This window comes from Bradyrhizobium sp. B124 (assembly GCF_038967635.1).
Lineage (GTDB): Bacteria > Pseudomonadota > Alphaproteobacteria > Rhizobiales > Xanthobacteraceae > Bradyrhizobium.
In genome coordinates, this window is sequence record NZ_CP152413.1 from 1244986 (window position 1) to 1263463 (window position 18478).

The following is an 18478-nucleotide window of genomic DNA, read 5'->3' on the forward strand; positions in this document are numbered from 1 at the left end:
CTTATCTTTCGCAATGCCGGACCGTTCCCCAACGACCCGACAGATTCCCAACCTGCCGCTCAGCTTGTAGCCAACTTTGCCGAGGGGGCAAACTTACTACAGCCGAACATTTCCATTTTCATACCAAGACGTTGCCCATTGGCAACGCCACAGAAAAGCCCCGTTTCAGGACCCAGCGATTCTGAGGATGTCGTTATATGTCGCAAACACCATCAGCATCAGAACCAAACCCAGACCGATTCGGAAACCCACCTCCTGCGTCCGCTCCGAAAGCGGGCGTCCACGAAGTGCCTCCGCGCTGTAGAACAGGAGGTGTCCACCGTCCAAAAGCGGAATCGGGAACAGATTCAACAGCCCGATCGAGACCGAGAGGATCGCGCAAAGATTGACAACGAACTGGAACCCGGCGCTCGCGGCCTGACCCGACAGCTTCGCGATTCCAATGACCCCGCTCACCTCGGCCGGATTGCCAGTCCCGACGAACAGCGAGCCGAGGAACTTGAACGTGCTCGAAATAATGTACCAAACCTGCTCGACACCGATCTTCATGGCTTCAAAGACGCCGACCGGAGCGCTGGATGCTTCGCCGACCTGAGCCTTGTGCTCGATTCCGAGCACGCCGATTCGGTGGGCATTGCCGAAGGGGTCCTTGACCTCCTTCAGCGCCGGCGCCGCCTTCAGCGAAACGATCGCGCCGTCCCGCTTCACTTTGAAACCAAGCTCTGAACCGGCATTCGAAGCTACGATCCGCTGCATGTCGGCGAAGCTCTGGATCGCACTGCCGTCGATATCGACGACGACATCACCGACCTTGAAGCCCGCGTTCGCAGCGACGCTCTCGGCGACCAGGCCATCGACCCGGGCGATCGTGCTGGGCTTGCCGTAATAGAGCGCCATACCCGCGAAAATCAGGGCTCCGAGGATGAAGTTCGCCACCGGACCGGCCGCGACGATCGCGGTGCGCTTGCCGACCGACTTGTGATGGAAGCTGCCTTCGCGCTCCTCTGCCGTCATGGCGGCGAGCGTCTCCGTCGACGGCGTCGACGCTTCGCTATCGTCGCCGAAGAACTTGACGTAACCGCCGAGCGGAATCGCCGAGATCTTCCAGCGTGTGCCATGCCGGTCGTTGAAGCCGGCAAGCTCCGGCCCGAACCCCAGCGAGAACGTCAGCACCTTCACCCCGGCCCAGCGCGCAACCAGGAAATGGCCGAGCTCGTGAAAGAAAACAACGATGGTCAGGACGAAGAGAAAGGGAACGATATAACCGAGGAGCCCATGGCTCAACGCATTGATACTATGAAGAAAATACTCGGGCATTCGAATTCCCCTCGACAAGAGCCATAGGCTCCGTCCCCAACCCTCTAGGTTGCCTTTAAGGCAATTTGAGGCAATAGGGCGGCAGCTTTATTTCGCGCGATATGGTCAACGGAAATCGCATCATCCGCCGAGTGCAGTGGTGGCTGATTCCCCGACCTGATCCAATCGTTCATCGTGGCCTCGACCAGCCGGGCGATCGCACCGAACTTGATCTTGCCGGCGACAAACGCCGCGACCGCGATCTCGTTCGAGGCGTTGTAGACCGTTGTCGCGCCATTGCCGAGCCGCAGCGCCTCGTAAGCGAGCCGCAGCCCCGGGAAGCGCTGGAAGTCCGGCGCCTCGAAGGTGAGCTGCCCGATCTTGGCGAGATCGAGCTTGGCGGACGGGCCGACGATCCGGTCCGGCCAGCCGAGGCAATGCGCGATCGGGATCCGCATATCGGGCGCGCCGAGCTGGGCCATCACGGAGCGATCGGAGAACTCGACCATGCCGTGGATGATCGACTGCGGGTGCACCAGCACGTCGATCTCGTCGGGCGCCAGGGCGAACAGGTAGGACGCCTCGATCACCTCGAGGCCCTTGTTCATCATCGAGGCGGAATCGATCGTGATCTTCTGCCCCATGCTCCAGTTGGGATGCTTGAGCGCCTGTTCCAGCGTCGCCTGCTCGATGTCGGCGGGAGCCCAGGTGCGGAACGGCCCGCCGGACGCCGTGATGATCACCCGCGTCAGTTCCTCGCGATTGCCGGAAGCCAGCGCCTGGAACAGCGCATTATGCTCGGAATCCGCCGGCAGGATGCAGGCGCCGGCCTTCTTGGCCCGCTCCATGAAGATGTCACCGGCACAGACCAGGCACTCCTTGTTGGCGAGCGCGACGGTTGCGCCGCGATCGACCGCGGCAAGTGCCGGCTTCAATCCGGCAGCTCCGCTGACCGCGGCCATCACCCAATCCGCCGGCCGCGCAGCCGCCTCGATGATGGCGCTCTCCCCGGCCCCGCATTCGATCCGGGTTCCAGCCAGTGCGTTCTTCAATTCGGAAAGCCGCGCCGGATCGGCAATGGCGGCGAACCGCGCGCCGAACTCCTTGGCGAGCTTGGCCAGTCCCTCGACATTGCTGTTCGCGGTCAGCGCCTCGACCCGGTAACGGTCGCGCGCGCCACGCAGCAGATCCATCGTGCTGTCGCCGATCGAGCCGGTGGCACCGAGGACGGTCACGGACCGCGCTGCGGATGCCGCCGCGGCCTTGTTGTTACGCAACGGAACTGCGCTCATCTCATCACCAAACCATAAGACCGCGTCCGACGCCATCGGCGCCACCACGGAGAAAGCCGAAAATCGCCGCCACAATGACGGCCGCGACAAATCCGTCCAGGCGATCCAAAAGGCCGCCATGGCCGGGAATGATGTGGCTCGAATCCTTCACCCCGAACCGCCGCTTCACAGCGGATTCGAAGAGATCGCCAAGTTGCGAGACCACCGACAACACGGCTCCGAGCATCAGCAGCGGCCCGGCCGTGCCGATCTCGAACGCGGCAAAGCAGGCCGCAACCAACAGGCTCGCGACGAAGCCACCGGCCGCGCCCGCCCATGTCTTCTTCGGGCTGACCCGCACCCAAAGCTTCGGCCCGCCGATGCTGCGGCCCGCGAAATAGCCGCCGATGTCGGTGACCCACACGATCAGCAACACGAACATCAGCGCGGCAAAGCCCTTCGCCGTATCGAGACGCAGCAGCACCGATGCGATCTCGGCGGCCGCAGCATAGACCAATCCCGCAATCGCCCAGTTGCGCCGCGCGCCCGAGGTCAGCGCCACGACAACCGCACCGGCGGCGAGGACCGCCAGCGCCGCATCGATGCGGCCGGCCATCAGGCAAAGTCCGGCGAGCAGCAGCGCGATAATGCCGGGCACCATGACGCGGAGTTCGCGTCCGAGCCCGGTAACCATGAGCCATTCCGCGAACAATCCGACCGCAACCAGCGTCACCAGCAGCGACCAGGCGATGCCACCCAGATAGGCCAGCGCGATCGCAACCGGCGCCAGCACCAGCGCCGCAACCACGCGCATCGCGAAGTTGCGCGACCCCTGCTCGCTTGCTGCCGTCGGCGACTGCCCGCTTGCTGCCGCCGGTGCGGCTTCGCGCTCGCTCACGAGCCGGTTTTCGCGGCGAGGCCGCCGAACCGGCGCTCACGCTTGCCGTATTCCGCAATCGCGCCTTCGAGCGCCGCCTTGTCGAAATCCGGCCAGTGAATCGGCACGAACACGAGCTCGCTATAGGCGGCCTGCCACATCAGGAAGTTCGACAGCCGCTGTTCGCCGCTGGTCCGGATGATCAGATCCGGGTCCGGAATGTCGGGCGCATCGAGATATTGGCCGAGCGTATCGGCATCGATGGAGTCGGCGTCGCGCTTGCCCTCGGCGACCTCGCGCGCAAGGCGCCGCGCGGCGGCAGCGATCTCCGCCCGCGAGCCGTAATTGAAGGCGACCACAAGGTTGAGCTTGACGTTATTCCGCGTCAGCTCCTCGGCCTCGTTGAGCAGCGCGCAGATGTCGGGATCGAGCCCGGCGCGCTCGCCGATCACGCGCACCCGCACGCCGTCGCGATGCAGCGTCGCCAGATCGTTGCGGATGAAGCGGCGCAGCAAGCCGAACAGATCGCCGATCTCGCTGGCCGGCCGCGACCAGTTTTCCGAGCTGAACGAAAAGATCGTGAGATAGACGATGCCGAGTTCATGGGCCGCACGCACCACGCGGCGCAACGCCTCGACGCCGCGGCGATGGCCCTCGACGCGCGGCAGGCCGCGCGAAGCGGCCCAGCGCCCGTTGCCGTCCATGATGATCGCCACATGCAACGGACTGCCGGAGCGATCCGGTCCGTCGGTTGCTGGGGCGGCGGCGTTCGACATCTGCTCTTTCCCGTAGCGCCTTCAGACCGTCAGGATTTCCTTTTCCTTGGCGGCAAGCAGCTGATCGACTTCGGCGATCACGCCGTCGGTCGCCTTCTGCACCTCGTTCGACAGGCGCTCCTGATCGTCCTCGGAGATCTCGTGATTCTTCTCGAGCTTCTTGATCACGTCGAGGCCGTCGCGGCGCACGTGGCGTACCGCGACCTTGGCCGCTTCCGCGTATTTGTGCGCGACCTTGACCAGTTCCTTGCGGCGCTCCTCGTTGAGTTCGGGAATCCGCAAGCGCAGCACCTGGCCTTCGGTTGCCGGCGAAAGGCCGAGGTTGGAGTCGACGATCGCCTTCTCCACCGCCTTCACCATCGTCTTGTCCCAGACCTGCACCGAGAGCAGGCGCGGCTCGGGCACGCTGATGGTCGCAACCTGGTTGAGCGGCATATGCGAGCCGTAAGCCTCGACCTGGACCGGCTCCAGCATAGAGGCCGCGGCGCGGCCGGTACGCAGACCGCCGAGCTCGTGCTTGAGCGATTGTGTGGCGCCCTGCATGCGGCGCTTCACGTCGTTGATGTCAAAACCAGCTGCGGCCATGACGCTTCTCCCTTTACTAGAAACCGGCTGTCGACGCCCTCGGGTCCAAAGTCTGGACCCGGAGGCGCGGCAATCAGCCGGCGACGACCGTGCCGTGTCCGGTACCGCGCAGAATCGCACCGATCGAACCGGGCTCCGCGATCGAGAACACGATGATAGGCAGCGACGTCTCGCGGGCAAGTGCGAAAGCGGTCGCGTCCATGACCTTGTAGCCACCCTCGATCGCCTGCGAATGGGTCAGGCGGTCGAAGCGCTTGGCTTTGGGATCCTTCTTCGGATCGGCGCTGTAGACGCCGTCGACATTGGTGGCTTTCAGCACCGCCTCTGCCCCGATCTCGGCCCCGCGCAGCACGGCGGTGGTATCGGTGGTGAAGAACGGGTTGCCGGTTCCGCCACCGAGCAGGACGATGCGTCCCTCGGCGAGATATTTGTGCGTCGCACTACGGGTGAACAGCTCGGAAATCTCCGGCATCACGAATGCCGACAAGGTCCGCGCCGGGGTCCCCTTGCGCTCGATCGCCGCCTCGAGCGCGAGGCAGTTCATCATGGTGGCAAGCATGCCCATGGTGTCGCCGGTCGGCCGGGACACGCCGCGCGAGGACACCTCGACGCCGCGGACGATGTTGCCGCCGCCGATCACGACCGCGACCTCGACACCCAGCTTGCGGGCCGCGATCAGGTCGTCGGCGACGCGGTCGACCGTCGGTTGATCGATACCGAACCCGTGGGAGCCGGCCAGATATTCGCCGGACAGCTTGATCACCACGCGACGATAGATCGGCTCAGCCATGATGCGATCGCTTTCTCATCCCGCGCAGGCAGGCCTCCGGCGCGGACGCCGGACGCCAGGTGTCAGCGGTTACTTCTTGCCGCTGGCGGCCGCGACTTCGGCGGCGAAGTCGCTTTCCTGCTTCTCGATTCCCTCACCGAGAGCATAGTTCACAAAGCCAGCGATTTTGATCGGCCCGCCGACCTTACCCTCAGCTTCCTTCACCGCCTGGGCAACGGACTTGCCGCTGTCGTGGATAAAGGCCTGATCGAGCAGGCAGACTTCCTTGTAGTAGGTCTTCAGACCGGAATCGACGATCTTCTCGATGACGTTCTCAGGCTTGCCCTGCTGGCGGTACTTGTCGGCCAGTACGTCCTTCTCGCGCTTGACGGTCTCCGGGTCGAGCCCGGCCGGATCGAGCGCCAGCGGCTTTGCCGCCGCGACGTGCATCGCGAGCTGGCGGCCGAGCACCGCGAGCTCGTCAGTCTTGCCGGTGGACTCCAGTGCCACGATCACGCCGATCTTGCCGGCGCCTTCGACGACGGCGTTGTGGACGTAGCTTGACACCACGCCCTTGCTCACCTCGAGCGAAGCGGCGCGGCGCAACGTCATGTTCTCGCCGATGGTCGCGATGGCGTCGGAGATCGCGGTCTCGACGGTGACGTCGCCGACCTTGGCCGCCTTGATCGTCTCGACATTGGCACCGTTATGCAGCGCGACCTGGGCGATCATCTTGACCAGACCCTGGAATTGCTCGTTGCGCGCAACGAAGTCGGTCTCCGAATTGACCTCGACCAGCACGCCCTTGGTGCCGGAGGTCAGCGCGCCGATCAGGCCCTCGGCGGCCACACGGCCGGCCTTCTTGGCGGCCTTGGACAGACCCTTCTTGCGCAGCCAATCCTGCGCGGCCTGCATGTCGCCGTTGTTCTCGGTCAGCGCCGCCTTGCAATCCATCATGCCCGCGCCGGTCGATTCGCGGAGATCCTTGACCATCGCTGCTGTGATCGTTGCCATCGTTCAATGTCCTTCTTGCCTGTACAGAAACCGCGGCGCCCGATGGCGCCGCTGTCAGCGACAGGGAAATCGTTGTTCGTGGAATAGAAGCGGCGGCCGGGCGAGACCCGGCCACGCCGCGTAACCTTTATTCCGCTTCGGCGAGCGTCTTGGCCTGGGCAACCCAGGCGTCGGCACGGCTCGGCAGACCGACTTCTTCGCCGATCTTGTGCGCGGTGTCATGGTCGAGCTCGGCGAGCTGCCAGTAGTGGAAGATGCCGAGGTCGTTGAGCTTCTTCTCGATCGTACCGGACACGCCGGTGAGCTTCTTGAGATTGTCGGCGGTGCCGCGCGGACCAGCGAGGCCCTGGAAGCCGGACGGCGCAGCCGCCGGGAGCTCTTCCTGCACGGGCGCAGCCGACGCACCGATATCGATTCCGGAATCGCCCTGCGCACGCGAGATGCCGTCGATGGCGGCGCGCGCCACGAGATCGCAATACAGCGAGATCGCGCGGCCGGCGTCGTCATTGCCCGGCACCACATAGGTGATGCCCTTGGGGTCCGAATTGGTGTCGACGATCGCAGCGACCGGGATGTTGAGCCGCTGGGCTTCCTGGATCGCGATGTCTTCCTTGTTGGTGTCGATCACGAAGATCATGTCGGGAAGACCGCCCATGTCCTTGATGCCGCCAAGCGAACGGTCGAGCTTGTCGCGCTCGCGCTGCAGCGTCAGCCGCTCCTTCTTGGTGTAGGAGCTGGCTTCGCCCGACGAGAGCACGTCGTCGAGATGGCGCAGCCGCTTGATCGAGGCCGAGATCGTCTTCCAGTTGGTCAGCGTACCGCCGAGCCAGCGCGAGTTGACGAAATACTGGGCCGAACGCTTGGCCGCATCGGCAACGCCGTCCTGGGCCGAGCGCTTGGTGCCGACGAACAGGATGCGGCCGCCCTTGGCGACGGTATCGCTGACCGCCTGCAAGGCACGGTGCAGCATCGGCACGGTCTGCGCGAGGTCGATGATGTGGATGTTGTTGCGGGCGCCGAAGATGTAATCCTGCATCTTCGGGTTCCAGCGGTGGGACTGGTGGCCAAAGTGAACGCCAGCTTCCAAGAGCTGACGCATGTTGAATTCGGGCAGCGACATAGATCTAATTCTCCGGTTGGTTCCTCCGGAAACGTGTGAGCAAACGAGCCTGAATGGCCCGGTTGCCACCGGACGGCCTTTGAGAGCCATGTTTCCGTGTGAGATGGCGCGGTATATAGCGCGATTTGCGCCAGAAGCAAGGAAATACGGCCGGTACAGCGGCCGGACGGGCCCTTTGAGCCCCGAAACTGATCCGTTTTGCGCCAAATGGCCCGGTATGGCCGGCCAAGGCCCCCGCCAAGATCCCGCCGGGCGATCCCTATTGCGCCAATTGTAGCTCCGCCAGCGTCGAGCGCGCGGTCGCCTCGTCCAGCGCTACGAAATCGGCCGGCCCCGGATTGGCGGCGTTCGCGGTCGCAGCCGACGCGACGAAGCCACCAACCAAACCGCCCACCATCGACACGCCGGTGACGGAGTCGTGGCGCTCGCTCGATCTCAACAGAAAGAAATAGGTGCGGCCCGGCTCGGTTGCGAAGTTTAAGGTGGTGTCGCCGGGAAACATCACTTCGCTCGCGACCAGTTGATGACGGCCGGCGGGGCGATCGGCGAACGCGTAGGTCCCGAATGCGACCTTGCCGATCGGCTCGCCATCAAGCTTCAGGTCGCAGGCGCAAAACGCCATGCTCAGACCCTTGCGTTTTTGCTGGAGCACGACGACGCGGGAATGTCCCGGCTTCGGTGGCCCGAACTTCTGCGAGATCGCCGCATAGTCGGTGCCGACACCATCGCTCACGCAGCCCGACACCATCAACACACCGGCCAGCAAGGCCGCGTAACGTCCAAACATCCGGCCCCCGAAATTCCAAGCGGGCGGGACCATAGAAAGAAGCACGGTGTGGTTGCAATAGTGCTTAAGCCGAAGCCATTAGATTTCCGCAGCGTCGGCGGGATCGTCGTCTACAGCGTCTGCACGTCGACCACGCCCGCGACCGCCTTGATCGCGCCGGCGATCTGCGGCGAGACCTTGTAGCGGCCGGGCAGCTTCATCTCGACCTCGGTTTCGAGGTCCAGCATCATCACCAGCGAGACGTCGCCATCGGCGCCAGCCGCGGGTGGCGGCGCGGAGGCCGGCTTCACCGCTGGTGCCTTTGCGGAAGCGCCCGGGGCGGCCGCGGCGTCCGGCATGTTGAGCCGGCGTGCGATCGAATCCAGCGGCTTGGTGTCGCGCACGAAGATCCGCAGACCCTTTTGCGTCTTGGCAGCGGCGTGATCCAGCGGCTCGGCGTGCAGCACCCTCGCCCGTACATCCTCACCCTGCAGCTCGGCGCCGAGCTGCAGCAGCACGGCCGCGCCGGGCTCCAGCACATCGCGGTACTGCGCGAGGCCCTCGGAGAACAACACCGCCTCGAAATGGCCGGTCGGATCCGACAGGCCCATGATGCCCATCTTGTTGCCGGTCTTGGTGCGCCGCTCCATGCGCGACACCACGGTTGCCGCGACCTTGCCCGCTGTCGCGCCGGTCTTCACCGCACGCGAGAACTCCGCCCAGGATTGCACGCGCAGCCGCTTCAGCGCGGTCGCGTAGTCGTCGAGCGGATGACCCGACAGGAAGAAGCCGATCGCATCATATTCGCGCCGCAGCCGGTCCGCGGGCAGCCATGGCTCGACCTGCGGCAGCATGATGCTGGGCGCATCCGGAGCGCTGCCGAACATGTCGTTCTGGCCCGAGGTTGCCGCCTCGTGGCTGCGCTGGCAGGCGGCCAGGATCGCATCGGCTCCGGCGAACACGCGGGCCCGGTTCGGGTCCAGCGTGTCGAACGCGCCGGCCGCCGCAAGGCTTTCGATGATCCGCTTGTTGACGGCGCGCGGGCTCACCCTTGCTGCGAAATCGGCGAGCGAGGTGAAGGCGCCCTTCCTGTTGCGCTCCTCGATGATCTGCTCCACCGCCTGGATGCCGACACCCTTCAGCGCGGCGAGCGCGTAGTAGATCGTGTTGCCGCTGACCTCGAAGGTCGGGCCGGAGCGATTGATGTTGGGCGCTTCGACCTTGATGCCGAGCCGCTGCGCCTCGGAGCGGAATTCGGAGAGCTTGTCGGTGTTGTTGAGTTCGAGCGTCATCGACGCAGCGAGGAACTCGACCGGGTAATGCGCCTTCATATAGGCGGTGTGGTACGACACCAGCGCATAGGCCGCCGCGTGGCTCTTGTTGAAGCCGTAGTCGGCGAACTTGGCGAGCAGCTCGAAGATCGTCTCCGCCTGCCCCTTCCCAACGCCGTTCTTCATCGCGCCGGCGACGAAGATGTCGCGCTGCTTGTCCATTTCGGCGCGGATCTTCTTGCCCATCGCGCGGCGCAGCAGGTCGGCCTGGCCGAGCGAATAGCCCGCCATCTGCTGCGCGATCTGCATCACCTGTTCCTGATAGATGATGACGCCGAAGGTCTCCTTCAGGATCGGCTCCAGGATCGGATGCAGATATTCCGACTCCTCATCGCCGTGCTTGCGCGCGCAATAGGTCGGGATGTTCGCCATCGGGCCCGGGCGATACAGCGCCACCAGCGCGATGATGTCCTCGAAGCGGTCCGGCCGCATGTCGATCAGCGCGCGCCGCATGCCCTGGCTTTCCACCTGGAACACGCCGACGACGTCGCCCCGGGCCAGCATCTGGTAACTCGGCGCATCGTCGATCGGCAGCGTCGCGAGATCGACGTGCACATCGCGCTGCTTGAGCAGCTTGACCGCGACATCGAGCACCGTCAGCGTCTTGAGGCCGAGGAAGTCGAACTTCACGAGGCCGGCCGGCTCGACCCATTTCATGTTGAACTGGGTGACCGGCATGTCCGATTTCGGATCGCGGTACATCGGCACCAGCTCGCTCAGCGGCCGGTCGCCGATCACGATACCGGCAGCGTGGGTCGAGGCGTGGCGCGTCAGGCCCTCGAGGCGCTGCGCGATGTCGAACGCACGCGCCACCACCGGATCCTCGTCGCGGAACGCCTGTAGCTTGGGCTCGCCTTCGATCGCCTGCGCCAGCGTCACGGGAGCCGCGGGGTTCTGCGGCACCAGCTTGGTCAGCTTGTCGACCTGCCCGTACGGCATCTGCAGCACGCGCCCGACGTCGCGCAGCACGCCGCGCGCCTGCAGCGTACCGAAGGTGATGATCTGCGCCACCTGGTCGCGGCCGTAGCGTTCCTGCACGTACTGGATCACCTCGCCGCGGCGGTCCTGGCAGAAGTCGATGTCGAAATCCGGCATCGAGACGCGCTCTGGATTGAGGAAGCGCTCGAACAGCAGGGCGAAGCGCATCGGATCGAGGTCGGTGATGGTGAGCACCCAGGCGACCAGTGAGCCCGCACCGGAGCCGCGGCCCGGTCCGACCGGAATGCCCTGCGCCTTCGCCCATTTGATGAAGTCCGAGACGATCAGGAAGTAGCCCGCATATTTCATGCGGGTGATGACGTCGAGCTCGAAAGCCAGTCGCTTGCTGTAGTCCTCCTCGGTCATTCCCGGCGAGAGACCGTGCACCCGCAGGCGGTTGGCGAGCCCCTCCTCGGCCTGGCGCTTCAGCTCGGCGGCTTCGTCCGCGGCGGCATCGGAGCTGGCGGCGGCGCCGACCGTGAAGAACGGCAGGATCGGCTTGCGGGTCTTCGGCCGGAACGAGCAGCGCTCGGCGATCTCCAGCGTCGAGGCCAGCGCCTCCGGAATATCGGCAAACAGCACCGCCATTTCCGCGCGGGTCTTGAAGCGGTGATCCGGGGTCAGCTGCTCGCGGTTGGTCTCGGCGATCAAGTGGCCGCCGGCGATGCACAGCAGCGCATCATGCGATTCGTAGTCGTCACTGCTGGCGAAATACGGCTCGTTGGTCGCAACCAGCGGCAGGCCCTTGCTGTAGGCGAGATCGATCAGACCGCCCTCGGTGCGGCGCTCCTTGTCGATGCCGTGGCGTTGCAATTCGATGTAGAGACGATCGCCGAACAGACTCGCCAGGCGTTCGCAGCGGGTCGCGGCCAGCGCGGCCTGCTCGGCGCGCAGCGCCAGCGCGATCGGCCCGTCGGGACCACCGGTCAGCGCGATCAGATCCTCGGCGTCGTCGGTGAGCCAGTCGAGCTTGATGTGCGGGGTCTGGTTGACCGGTGTCTCCAGGAACGCCCGCGAGTTCAGCCGCATCAGGCTGCGGTAGCCGCGCTCGCGGGCCGCCAGCAGCACGATTCGCGTCGGCCCCGTCGTCGCCAGGATGCTCCGCGTATTGGGGTCGACATCGCCGAAATCCACCGCCAGCTCGCAGCCGACGATCGGCTGGATGCCGTAGCCGGCCATCTTGTCGGAGAATTCCAGCGCCCCGAACATGTTGTCGGTGTCGGTGAGCGCCAGCGCCGGCTGGCGGTCGGCCTTGGCGAGCTCGCCGAGCTTGGCGATCTTGATCGAGCCCTTCAGCAGCGAATAGGCGGAATGGACGTGAAGATGAACGAATCCGGCATTCGGCATGGCTGCTCGGGGGTCTCTTGAAGGCAGGGATGGCGCGAGTGCCCAAGCCGGAGCTCGAAAGCATCAGACCCGACTCGCATCCCCATCGTGGGGCCTCGGCCCTGCCAAGTCCACGCCGAACACGGCGTGGCGGCAGGGCGTCCCGCTTTTCCCCAGAAGCAACCTATGCCCCTGTCCCTGCGGGCACATTTCAGAACTGGGTGATCAGCTGGGCCCAAACCGCGATCATCCCGACGAACAGCGTGATCGATGCCAGCGCTGCAGCTTCCTGCACGAAAATCTTCAACATGGCCGCTCTCCGTGAACTGGAACATATGAAGAACATTGTTCCTTTTTTGTTCTCAGAGTCAAGCGAGGGTAGTGGGTCAGTTTGAAAGCTGACCGCGAAAGAAAATCCCTTGGTTAATCGTGGCGGGAGCTGGCAGCGCCTCTAGTTCTATTCTCCAGTAGCCAGCCCTGCGACTTCGCGCGCGCCCATTCCAGCGCTTCATCCCTGCTCTGAAAGCCGAAGACGCTATCGACCTTTAGCACCTGCCCTGGCGATCTACGCGACGTTCTTTGTAAGGTTTGCCACCGTCACCCTGCCGCCCTTGACGCCGCCCAGCTTGCCACGATGGACGGCAGCCAGGTCTTTGCGCTCTTCCTCCGGCGTAGGATCGCGGTCAGGCGCCTCGCCCGTAGCAATATCAATGATCCGCTTGGCGAGCTGGTTGGGCCTCTGGGGCGTTTAGGGTCATTTGTGCGATTTTTTATGCGCCACGATGGTTTGGACGACGTCATCGTCATCAGCATCGAAGGCCAAGTAACCAATGACCATCCATCCGGCGCACACTCCGAAAATGACCAAGGCCGCTTTTAGCCACCGTCCCATGGGAGCAAATATGCCCCCAGAGCCGGTTGTTTTCCATCCCCGCCCACTCGCCACAATGGCTAATCCGCCAGGCCAACAAAAAACCCCGGGCCGAAGCCCGGGGTTTTCGATGCCGCTTGGATTAAGCGAGCGATCAGTAACGCGCGATGATCGGGCCACCGAACTTGTAGTTCAGACGGCCGAGGACCATGTCGGTGTCGCCACCGGTGTGGAAGCCGGTCACGCCGACGCCAGCCGGGGTCACGAAGGTCGCACCGTGCGTGTCTTCGAAGATGTGGTTGTATTCGACGCCGAGCGACCAGCCCTGAGTGAAGGCGAATTCGAGGCCAACGCCGACCGTCGGGCTCCAACGGGTGTCGTAGCCGGTCGAGGACGCCAGCGCGCCGCCCGGTGCCAGGAACTGGTAGTTGCGATCGGTGACCGCAGCACCGCCCTTGGCGTACAGCAGGACGTTGTTCCAGGCGTAGCCGATCTGACCGGTGAACAGGCCGAACGCATCGGTCTTCGAGCGAACGGTGCCGCCCGGGACCAGCAGGTTGCCGGTGCTGCCGGAGAAGTCAGCCCAGTTGCCCTGAGCTTCCAGACCCCAGACCCAGCCGCCGGTCTGCCAGCGGTAGCCGACCTGGCCACCGACGGTGCCGCCGTTGGCATCGTAGCTGCCGGCCTGGCCGAAGCCGTCGACCGAACGGTTGTCGTGGCTCTGGCCCCAACCACCGTTGATACCGATGTAGAAGCCGGTCCAATCATACACAGCGGCAACCATGGGCGGCGGAGCCTTCGTGTAAGGGCGAGCCGCGAGGTCAGCCGCAGAGGCAGCGGTCGCGCTGAGCGCGAGCAGGCTGGCGGTGACAAGCAAAATCTTTTTCATTTTCCCGTTCCAACTTTTTCTACAGGCCCCCAAGGCCGCGAGACACCGTCATAGCAGCCCCCGTCGGAATTGCTGTAACTTCGCTGCAACAGGCAGGCCCAAACGACTTCGCTCAAATTTGAAGTTAATACTGCGTTACAGGCACTTCTTGGAACTTTCTCCACATAACTGCCGCACAATCTTCACAATTCAAAGCTGCTTGCGCGGCTGCGCGCAAGATCGTGTTGACCGGAACCGGCTTGTCCGATTTGGATCGTCGCCGAGATCGAATCTTCGCAGCGATAAGGAATGCCCATGCGGACGATGATTCTTGCTGCTGCGGCGTCTGTGGTCGCGCTCGCTACGCTTGGTACGGCGCCCTCCCATGCCGTCGGCGTGCGCTACCCGTTCTGCATCCAGGGCGACCGCTATCCAGGTCTCAGCAACTGCTCCTATCCGTCCTATGAGGCGTGCCTCGCCACCGCCTCCGGCATCGGACAGAACTGCATCGCCAACCCCTATTATGCCGGCGACAACGACCCGCGCTCCTATCTGCACGTCTCCCCGCGGGACCGCCGCGAGGGCAACTTTTTCGACCTGTTCATTCACTGACACCCGGCCCGGCGTCGCCGCCGCGGGAATGTGAATTGATCGTTCCCGCACGCCGGTGCCTATTCGCACGGATGGTTCGGCGCGAGCGTTGCCGGTGCCAGATCGACTGGAGCTTCTGATGCGAAACCTGATTCTGGTACTGTTTCCGGCGCTCCTAGCGCTGGGTACCATCGCAAGTACGCCAGCCAATGCCCAGAAATACGATTCGACCTCGCCGATCTGCAAGACGAACTACCGATGGGGCGGTGAGGATACCGACTGCGGCTACATCTCGCTGGAGCAGTGCCGCGCCTCAGCGTCCGGCCTCGCCGCGATGTGCATCAACAATCCCTATTATGCCGGGCCGCCGATCGATCGTCGGCCGAGCCAGTCTGGCAGACGGCCTCGCCCCGCTTATTGAGGGCTCAAGCCCTTTCCATTCCGATTTAATCAGAGCGGAAAAGGCCCTAGATTCCTGCGCTTAGCGAGCGTTCTTCACACGAACCGCGATCCACTTCGCGCGAAGCGCTATTCGAGCTCGACGACCTGGCCGTTCGACAGCGACACCCGGCGATCCATCCGTGCGGCGAGATCCATGTTGTGGGTCGCGATCAGCATCGCGACCCGGGTCGCCTTCACGAGCTGCATCAGCGCGTTGAAGACGTGATCGGCCGTTCCCGGATCCAGATTCCCGGTCGGCTCGTCCGCAAACAGCACCCGCGGTGCGTTCGCAACCGCGCGCGCGATCGCCACACGCTGCTGTTCGCCGCCCGAGAGCTCGGCGGGACGATGGGTGATGCGGTCGCCAAGTCCGAGATAGGACAGGATCTCGGTCGCGCGTTTCACGGTTTCGGAGCGCTTGAGGCCACGAATCATCTGCGGCAGCATGACGTTCTCGAGCGCCGAGAACTCCGGCAACAGCCGGTGCGACTGATAGACGAAGCCGATATCGGAGCGGCGAATCTGCGTGCGGTCGACGTCGGACATCTGCGAGGTCGGCGTGCCCGCGACATAGACCTCACCCTCATCGGGACTCTCGAGCAGGCCCGCGATGTGCAGCAGCGTCGACTTGCCGGATCCCGACGGCGCCACCAGCGCCACCGATTGACCGGGCCACAGCGCCAGCTTGGCGCCGTTCAGGACCGTCAGCGTCGCTTCGCCCTGCCTGTATTCCCGCTTGATATCATGAAGATAGACGACCGGTACGTCTTCCGCCCCCTCTGCCATGTGCGCTCCTATTCGTACCGGAGCGCTTCGACCGGATCGAGGCGCGCGGCGCGCCACGACGGGTAGAGCGTCGCAAGGAAGGACAGCGTCAGCGCCATGATCACGACGGCGAGCGTCTCGCCGAAATCGACCTCAGCCGGCAGCTTGGAGAGGAAATACAGTTCCGGCGAGAACAGCTCGGTGTTGGTGAGCCATGACAGGAACTGCCTGATCGATTCGATGTTCAGGCAGATCAGCATGCCGACCGCAAAGCCGGTCAGCGTTCCGACCACGCCGATCGAGGCGCCGGTGATCAGGAAGATTCGCATGATCGAGCCCTGCGAAGCGCCCATGGTGCGCAGGATCGCGATGTCCTGGCCCTTGTCCTTCACCAGCATGATCAGCCCGGAGACGATGTTGAGCGCTGCGACCAGCACGATCATGGTCAGGATCAGGAACATCACGTTGCGTTCGACCTGCAGCGCGTTGAAGAACGTCGAGTTGCGCTGCCGCCAGTCGACAAGGAAGACCGGCCGCCCGGCCGCCTCCGTCACCAGCTTGCGGTAGGTGTCGATCTTGTCCGGATTGGTGGTGAACACCTCGATCGAAGACACGTCGTTGTTGCGGTTGAAATAGGCCTGCGCCTCCGCCAGCGGCATGAACACGAATGTCGAATCGTATTCCGACATGCCGATCTCGAACACCGCCGTGATCTTGTAGGGCTTGATGCGCGGCGTGGTGCCCATCGGCGTCACCGCGCCCTTCGGCGAAACCAGCGTGATCATGTCGCCGGCATGCAGCGAGAGCTGGTCGGCAAGCCGGCGGCCGATCGCAACCCCCTGCCCCTCGTCGAAGCCCTCGAGCGTGCCCTGCTTGATGTTCTTGGCGATCGAGGTGAGGTTGTTGAGATCGTCGGCGCGAATGCCGCGGATGAAGACGCCGGCCGCGTTGAACGGCGACGAGCCGAGCCCCTGTCCGTCCACGACGGGCGCGGCCAGACGGATGCCCTGCACCTGGCTGATGCGGTCGGCGACATCCTTCCAGTCGGTCAGCGGCGATTCTAGTGGCTGCACCAGAAGGTGGCCGTTGAGGCCGAGGATCTTGTCGAGCAGCTCCTTGCGGAAGCCGTTCATGACGGCCATCACCACGATCAGCGTGGCAACGCCGAGCATGATGCCGAGGAACGAAAAGCCGGCGATGACCGAGATGAACCCTTCCTTGCGGCGCGCGCGCAGATAGCGTCCGGACAGCAGCCATTCGAATGGCGCAAAAGGCGGGGTACGGACTGGCTCGCTCATGGTCTCATCCATCTCTCGATAATCCCATGATTCGGGTCAAATGTGGCCGGATTACCCCGCCGATTGATACGGCGTGAATAAACTTTAACCCGCGAGCTTCGCGACCACGTCCGCGGGGCTCATGTTCTCGCGTGAACCGTCGCTGCGGCGCTTCACTTCGACCTTGCCTTCCGCGAGCCCCTTGGGCCCAACGAGAATCTGCCAGGGGATACCGATCAGATCGGCCGCGGCGAACTTGGCGCCGGCGCGCTGATCGGTGTCGTCGTAGAGCACATCGACGCCCTTCGCCGAGAGCTCGCGATAGAGCTGCTCGCAGGCGCCGTCGACCGCGGCATCGCCCTGCTTGAGGTTGAGGATCGCGGCGCGGAACGGCGCGACCGCCTCGGGCCACTTGATGCCGGCGTCATCGTGACAGGCCTCGATGATCGCGCCGACCAGACGCGATACGCCGACACCGTAGGAACCGCCATGGATCGGCACGTCGACGCCATCGGGGCCCGCCACCATCGCCTTCATGGTGTCGGAATATTTGGTGCCGAAATAGAATATCTGGCCGACCTCGATACCGCGGGTGTTGAGCCGCTTGGCTTCAGGCACTTCCTGCTCGAAGCGCGCAGCCTCGTGGACGTCCTCCGTCGCCGCATAGACCGAGGTCCACTGCTTGATGATCGGCGTGAGATCGCCCTCATAGTCGACGTCCTCGCCCGGCACCGGCAGGTCCAGCACATCGCGGTTGATGTAGACGCCGGACTCGCCGGTCTCCGCCAGCACGATGAATTCGTGGCTGAGGTCGCCGCCGATCGGGCCGGTCTCGGCCCGCATCGGGATCGCCTTCAGGCCCATTCGCGCGAAGGTGCGCAGATAAGCCACGAACATCTTGTTGTAGGAGCGCCGTGCGCCGGCCTCGTCGAGGTCGAACGAATAGGCGTCCTTCATCAGGAATTCGCGGCCGCGCATCACGCCGAAACGCGGACGCTGCTCGTCGCGGAACTTCCACTGGATGTGGTAGAGGTTGAGCGGCAGGTTCTTGTAGGACTTGACGTAGGAGCGGAAGATCTCGGTGATCATTTCCTCATTGGTCGGTCCGTACAACAGCTCGCGCTTGTGACGATCGAGGATGCGCAGCATCTCCGGGCCATAGGCGTCGTAGCGGCCGCTTTCGCGCCAGAGATCGGCAAGCTGCAGCGTCGGCATCAAGAGCTCGAGCGCACCGGCGCGGTTCTGCTCCTCGCGAACGATCTGCTCGATCTTCTTCAGCACCCGGAAGCCGAGCGGCAGCCAGGCATAGATGCCGGCCGCCTCCTGCCGCATCATGCCCGCGCGCAGCATCAGCCGATGCGAGACGATCTCCGCCTCTTTCGGGTTTTCTTTCAGGATGGGCAGAAAAAACCGCGACAATCGCATGGCGTTACTCGGGAATCAGGAAAGCGTGGGAAGCGCAGCAGTGAAACCGGATCGGCTGTGAAAACACAAGGCCGCCAAATGACAAAAGCCCTTCAAATCAGGCTATTTTCCGCCATTTGAGCGATTTGCGT

At 64.0% G+C, this 18478-nt stretch carries 16 protein-coding genes; 2 read left to right on the forward strand and 14 right to left on the reverse strand.

The window, feature by feature from the left end; genetic code table 11:
• Nucleotides 1–165 precede the first annotated feature (165 nt).
• From rseP to AAFG13_RS05780, 11 genes are all read right to left on the reverse strand, one after another.
• Entirely contained in the window at nt 166–1317 is a 1152-nt protein-coding gene (gene rseP, locus AAFG13_RS05730; protein WP_342711394.1) for an RIP metalloprotease RseP, read from the reverse strand.
• A 44-nt stretch (nt 1318–1361) separates the two neighbouring features.
• Nucleotides 1362–2588, reverse strand: a complete 1227-nt coding sequence (dxr, locus tag AAFG13_RS05735; RefSeq protein ID WP_342711395.1) for a 1-deoxy-D-xylulose-5-phosphate reductoisomerase — start codon at nt 2586–2588, stop codon at nt 1362–1364.
• A 4-nt stretch (nt 2589–2592) separates the two neighbouring features.
• Complete coding sequence (locus AAFG13_RS05740; RefSeq protein ID WP_249132462.1) at nt 2593–3381, reverse strand: phosphatidate cytidylyltransferase; 789 nt, start codon at nt 3379–3381, stop codon at nt 2593–2595.
• Between the two features lie 80 nt (nt 3382–3461).
• Nucleotides 3462–4220 (reverse strand): isoprenyl transferase, encoded by a 759-nt coding sequence (locus AAFG13_RS05745; RefSeq protein WP_229170547.1) that lies wholly within the window; start codon nt 4218–4220, stop codon nt 3462–3464.
• A 21-nt stretch (nt 4221–4241) separates the two neighbouring features.
• Nucleotides 4242–4805, reverse strand: coding sequence for a ribosome recycling factor (gene frr / locus AAFG13_RS05750; RefSeq protein ID WP_028334007.1), 564 nt, complete (start codon nt 4803–4805; stop codon nt 4242–4244).
• 73 nt (nt 4806–4878) lie between these two features.
• Nucleotides 4879–5595: a UMP kinase gene (gene pyrH / locus AAFG13_RS05755; RefSeq protein WP_212314809.1), complete on the reverse strand. Its 717-nt coding sequence runs from the start codon at nt 5593–5595 to the stop codon at nt 4879–4881.
• A 69-nt stretch (nt 5596–5664) separates the two neighbouring features.
• Nucleotides 5665–6588 carry a translation elongation factor Ts gene (tsf, locus tag AAFG13_RS05760; protein WP_212314810.1) on the reverse strand — a complete coding sequence of 308 codons (924 nt, stop codon included), beginning with the start codon at nt 6586–6588 and terminating at the stop codon, nt 5665–5667.
• Between the two features lie 127 nt (nt 6589–6715).
• The gene (locus tag AAFG13_RS05765) at nt 6716–7708 is read right to left on the reverse strand and encodes a 30S ribosomal protein S2 (protein WP_092114613.1); all 993 of its coding nucleotides are present in this window, start codon (nt 7706–7708) and stop codon (nt 6716–6718) included.
• 259 nt (nt 7709–7967) lie between these two features.
• Nucleotides 7968–8474: a DUF2846 domain-containing protein gene (locus AAFG13_RS05770; RefSeq protein ID WP_342711397.1), complete on the reverse strand. Its 507-nt coding sequence runs from the start codon at nt 8472–8474 to the stop codon at nt 7968–7970.
• 131 nt (nt 8475–8605) lie between these two features.
• Complete coding sequence (gene dnaE, locus AAFG13_RS05775) at nt 8606–12130, reverse strand: DNA polymerase III subunit alpha (RefSeq protein ID WP_342711398.1); 3525 nt, start codon at nt 12128–12130, stop codon at nt 8606–8608.
• A 1004-nt stretch (nt 12131–13134) separates the two neighbouring features.
• On the reverse strand, nt 13135–13869 hold the full coding sequence (locus AAFG13_RS05780; protein WP_092114616.1) for an outer membrane beta-barrel protein: 735 nt from the start codon (nt 13867–13869) through the stop codon (nt 13135–13137).
• A gap of 294 nt (nt 13870–14163) precedes the next feature.
• On the opposite strand from AAFG13_RS05780, the gene AAFG13_RS05785 reads away from it, so the two are divergent.
• On the forward strand, nt 14164–14460 hold the full coding sequence (locus AAFG13_RS05785; protein WP_342711399.1) for a DUF3551 domain-containing protein: 297 nt from the start codon (nt 14164–14166) through the stop codon (nt 14458–14460).
• Between the two features lie 118 nt (nt 14461–14578).
• The gene (locus AAFG13_RS05790) at nt 14579–14860 is read left to right on the forward strand and encodes a DUF3551 domain-containing protein (protein ID WP_342711400.1); all 282 of its coding nucleotides are present in this window, start codon (nt 14579–14581) and stop codon (nt 14858–14860) included.
• 107 nt (nt 14861–14967) lie between these two features.
• Here AAFG13_RS05790 and AAFG13_RS05795 read toward each other — a convergent pair whose 3' ends face one another.
• From AAFG13_RS05795 to proS, 3 genes are all read right to left on the reverse strand, one after another.
• Nucleotides 14968–15666, reverse strand: a complete 699-nt coding sequence (locus tag AAFG13_RS05795) for an ABC transporter ATP-binding protein (RefSeq protein WP_342711402.1) — start codon at nt 15664–15666, stop codon at nt 14968–14970.
• 8 nt (nt 15667–15674) lie between these two features.
• Nucleotides 15675–16955 (reverse strand): lipoprotein-releasing ABC transporter permease subunit, encoded by a 1281-nt coding sequence (locus AAFG13_RS05800; RefSeq protein ID WP_021079195.1) that lies wholly within the window; start codon nt 16953–16955, stop codon nt 15675–15677.
• A gap of 72 nt (nt 16956–17027) precedes the next feature.
• Nucleotides 17028–18347: a proline--tRNA ligase gene (proS, locus tag AAFG13_RS05805; protein WP_212314827.1), complete on the reverse strand. Its 1320-nt coding sequence runs from the start codon at nt 18345–18347 to the stop codon at nt 17028–17030.
• Nucleotides 18348–18478: the final 131 nt, after the last annotated feature.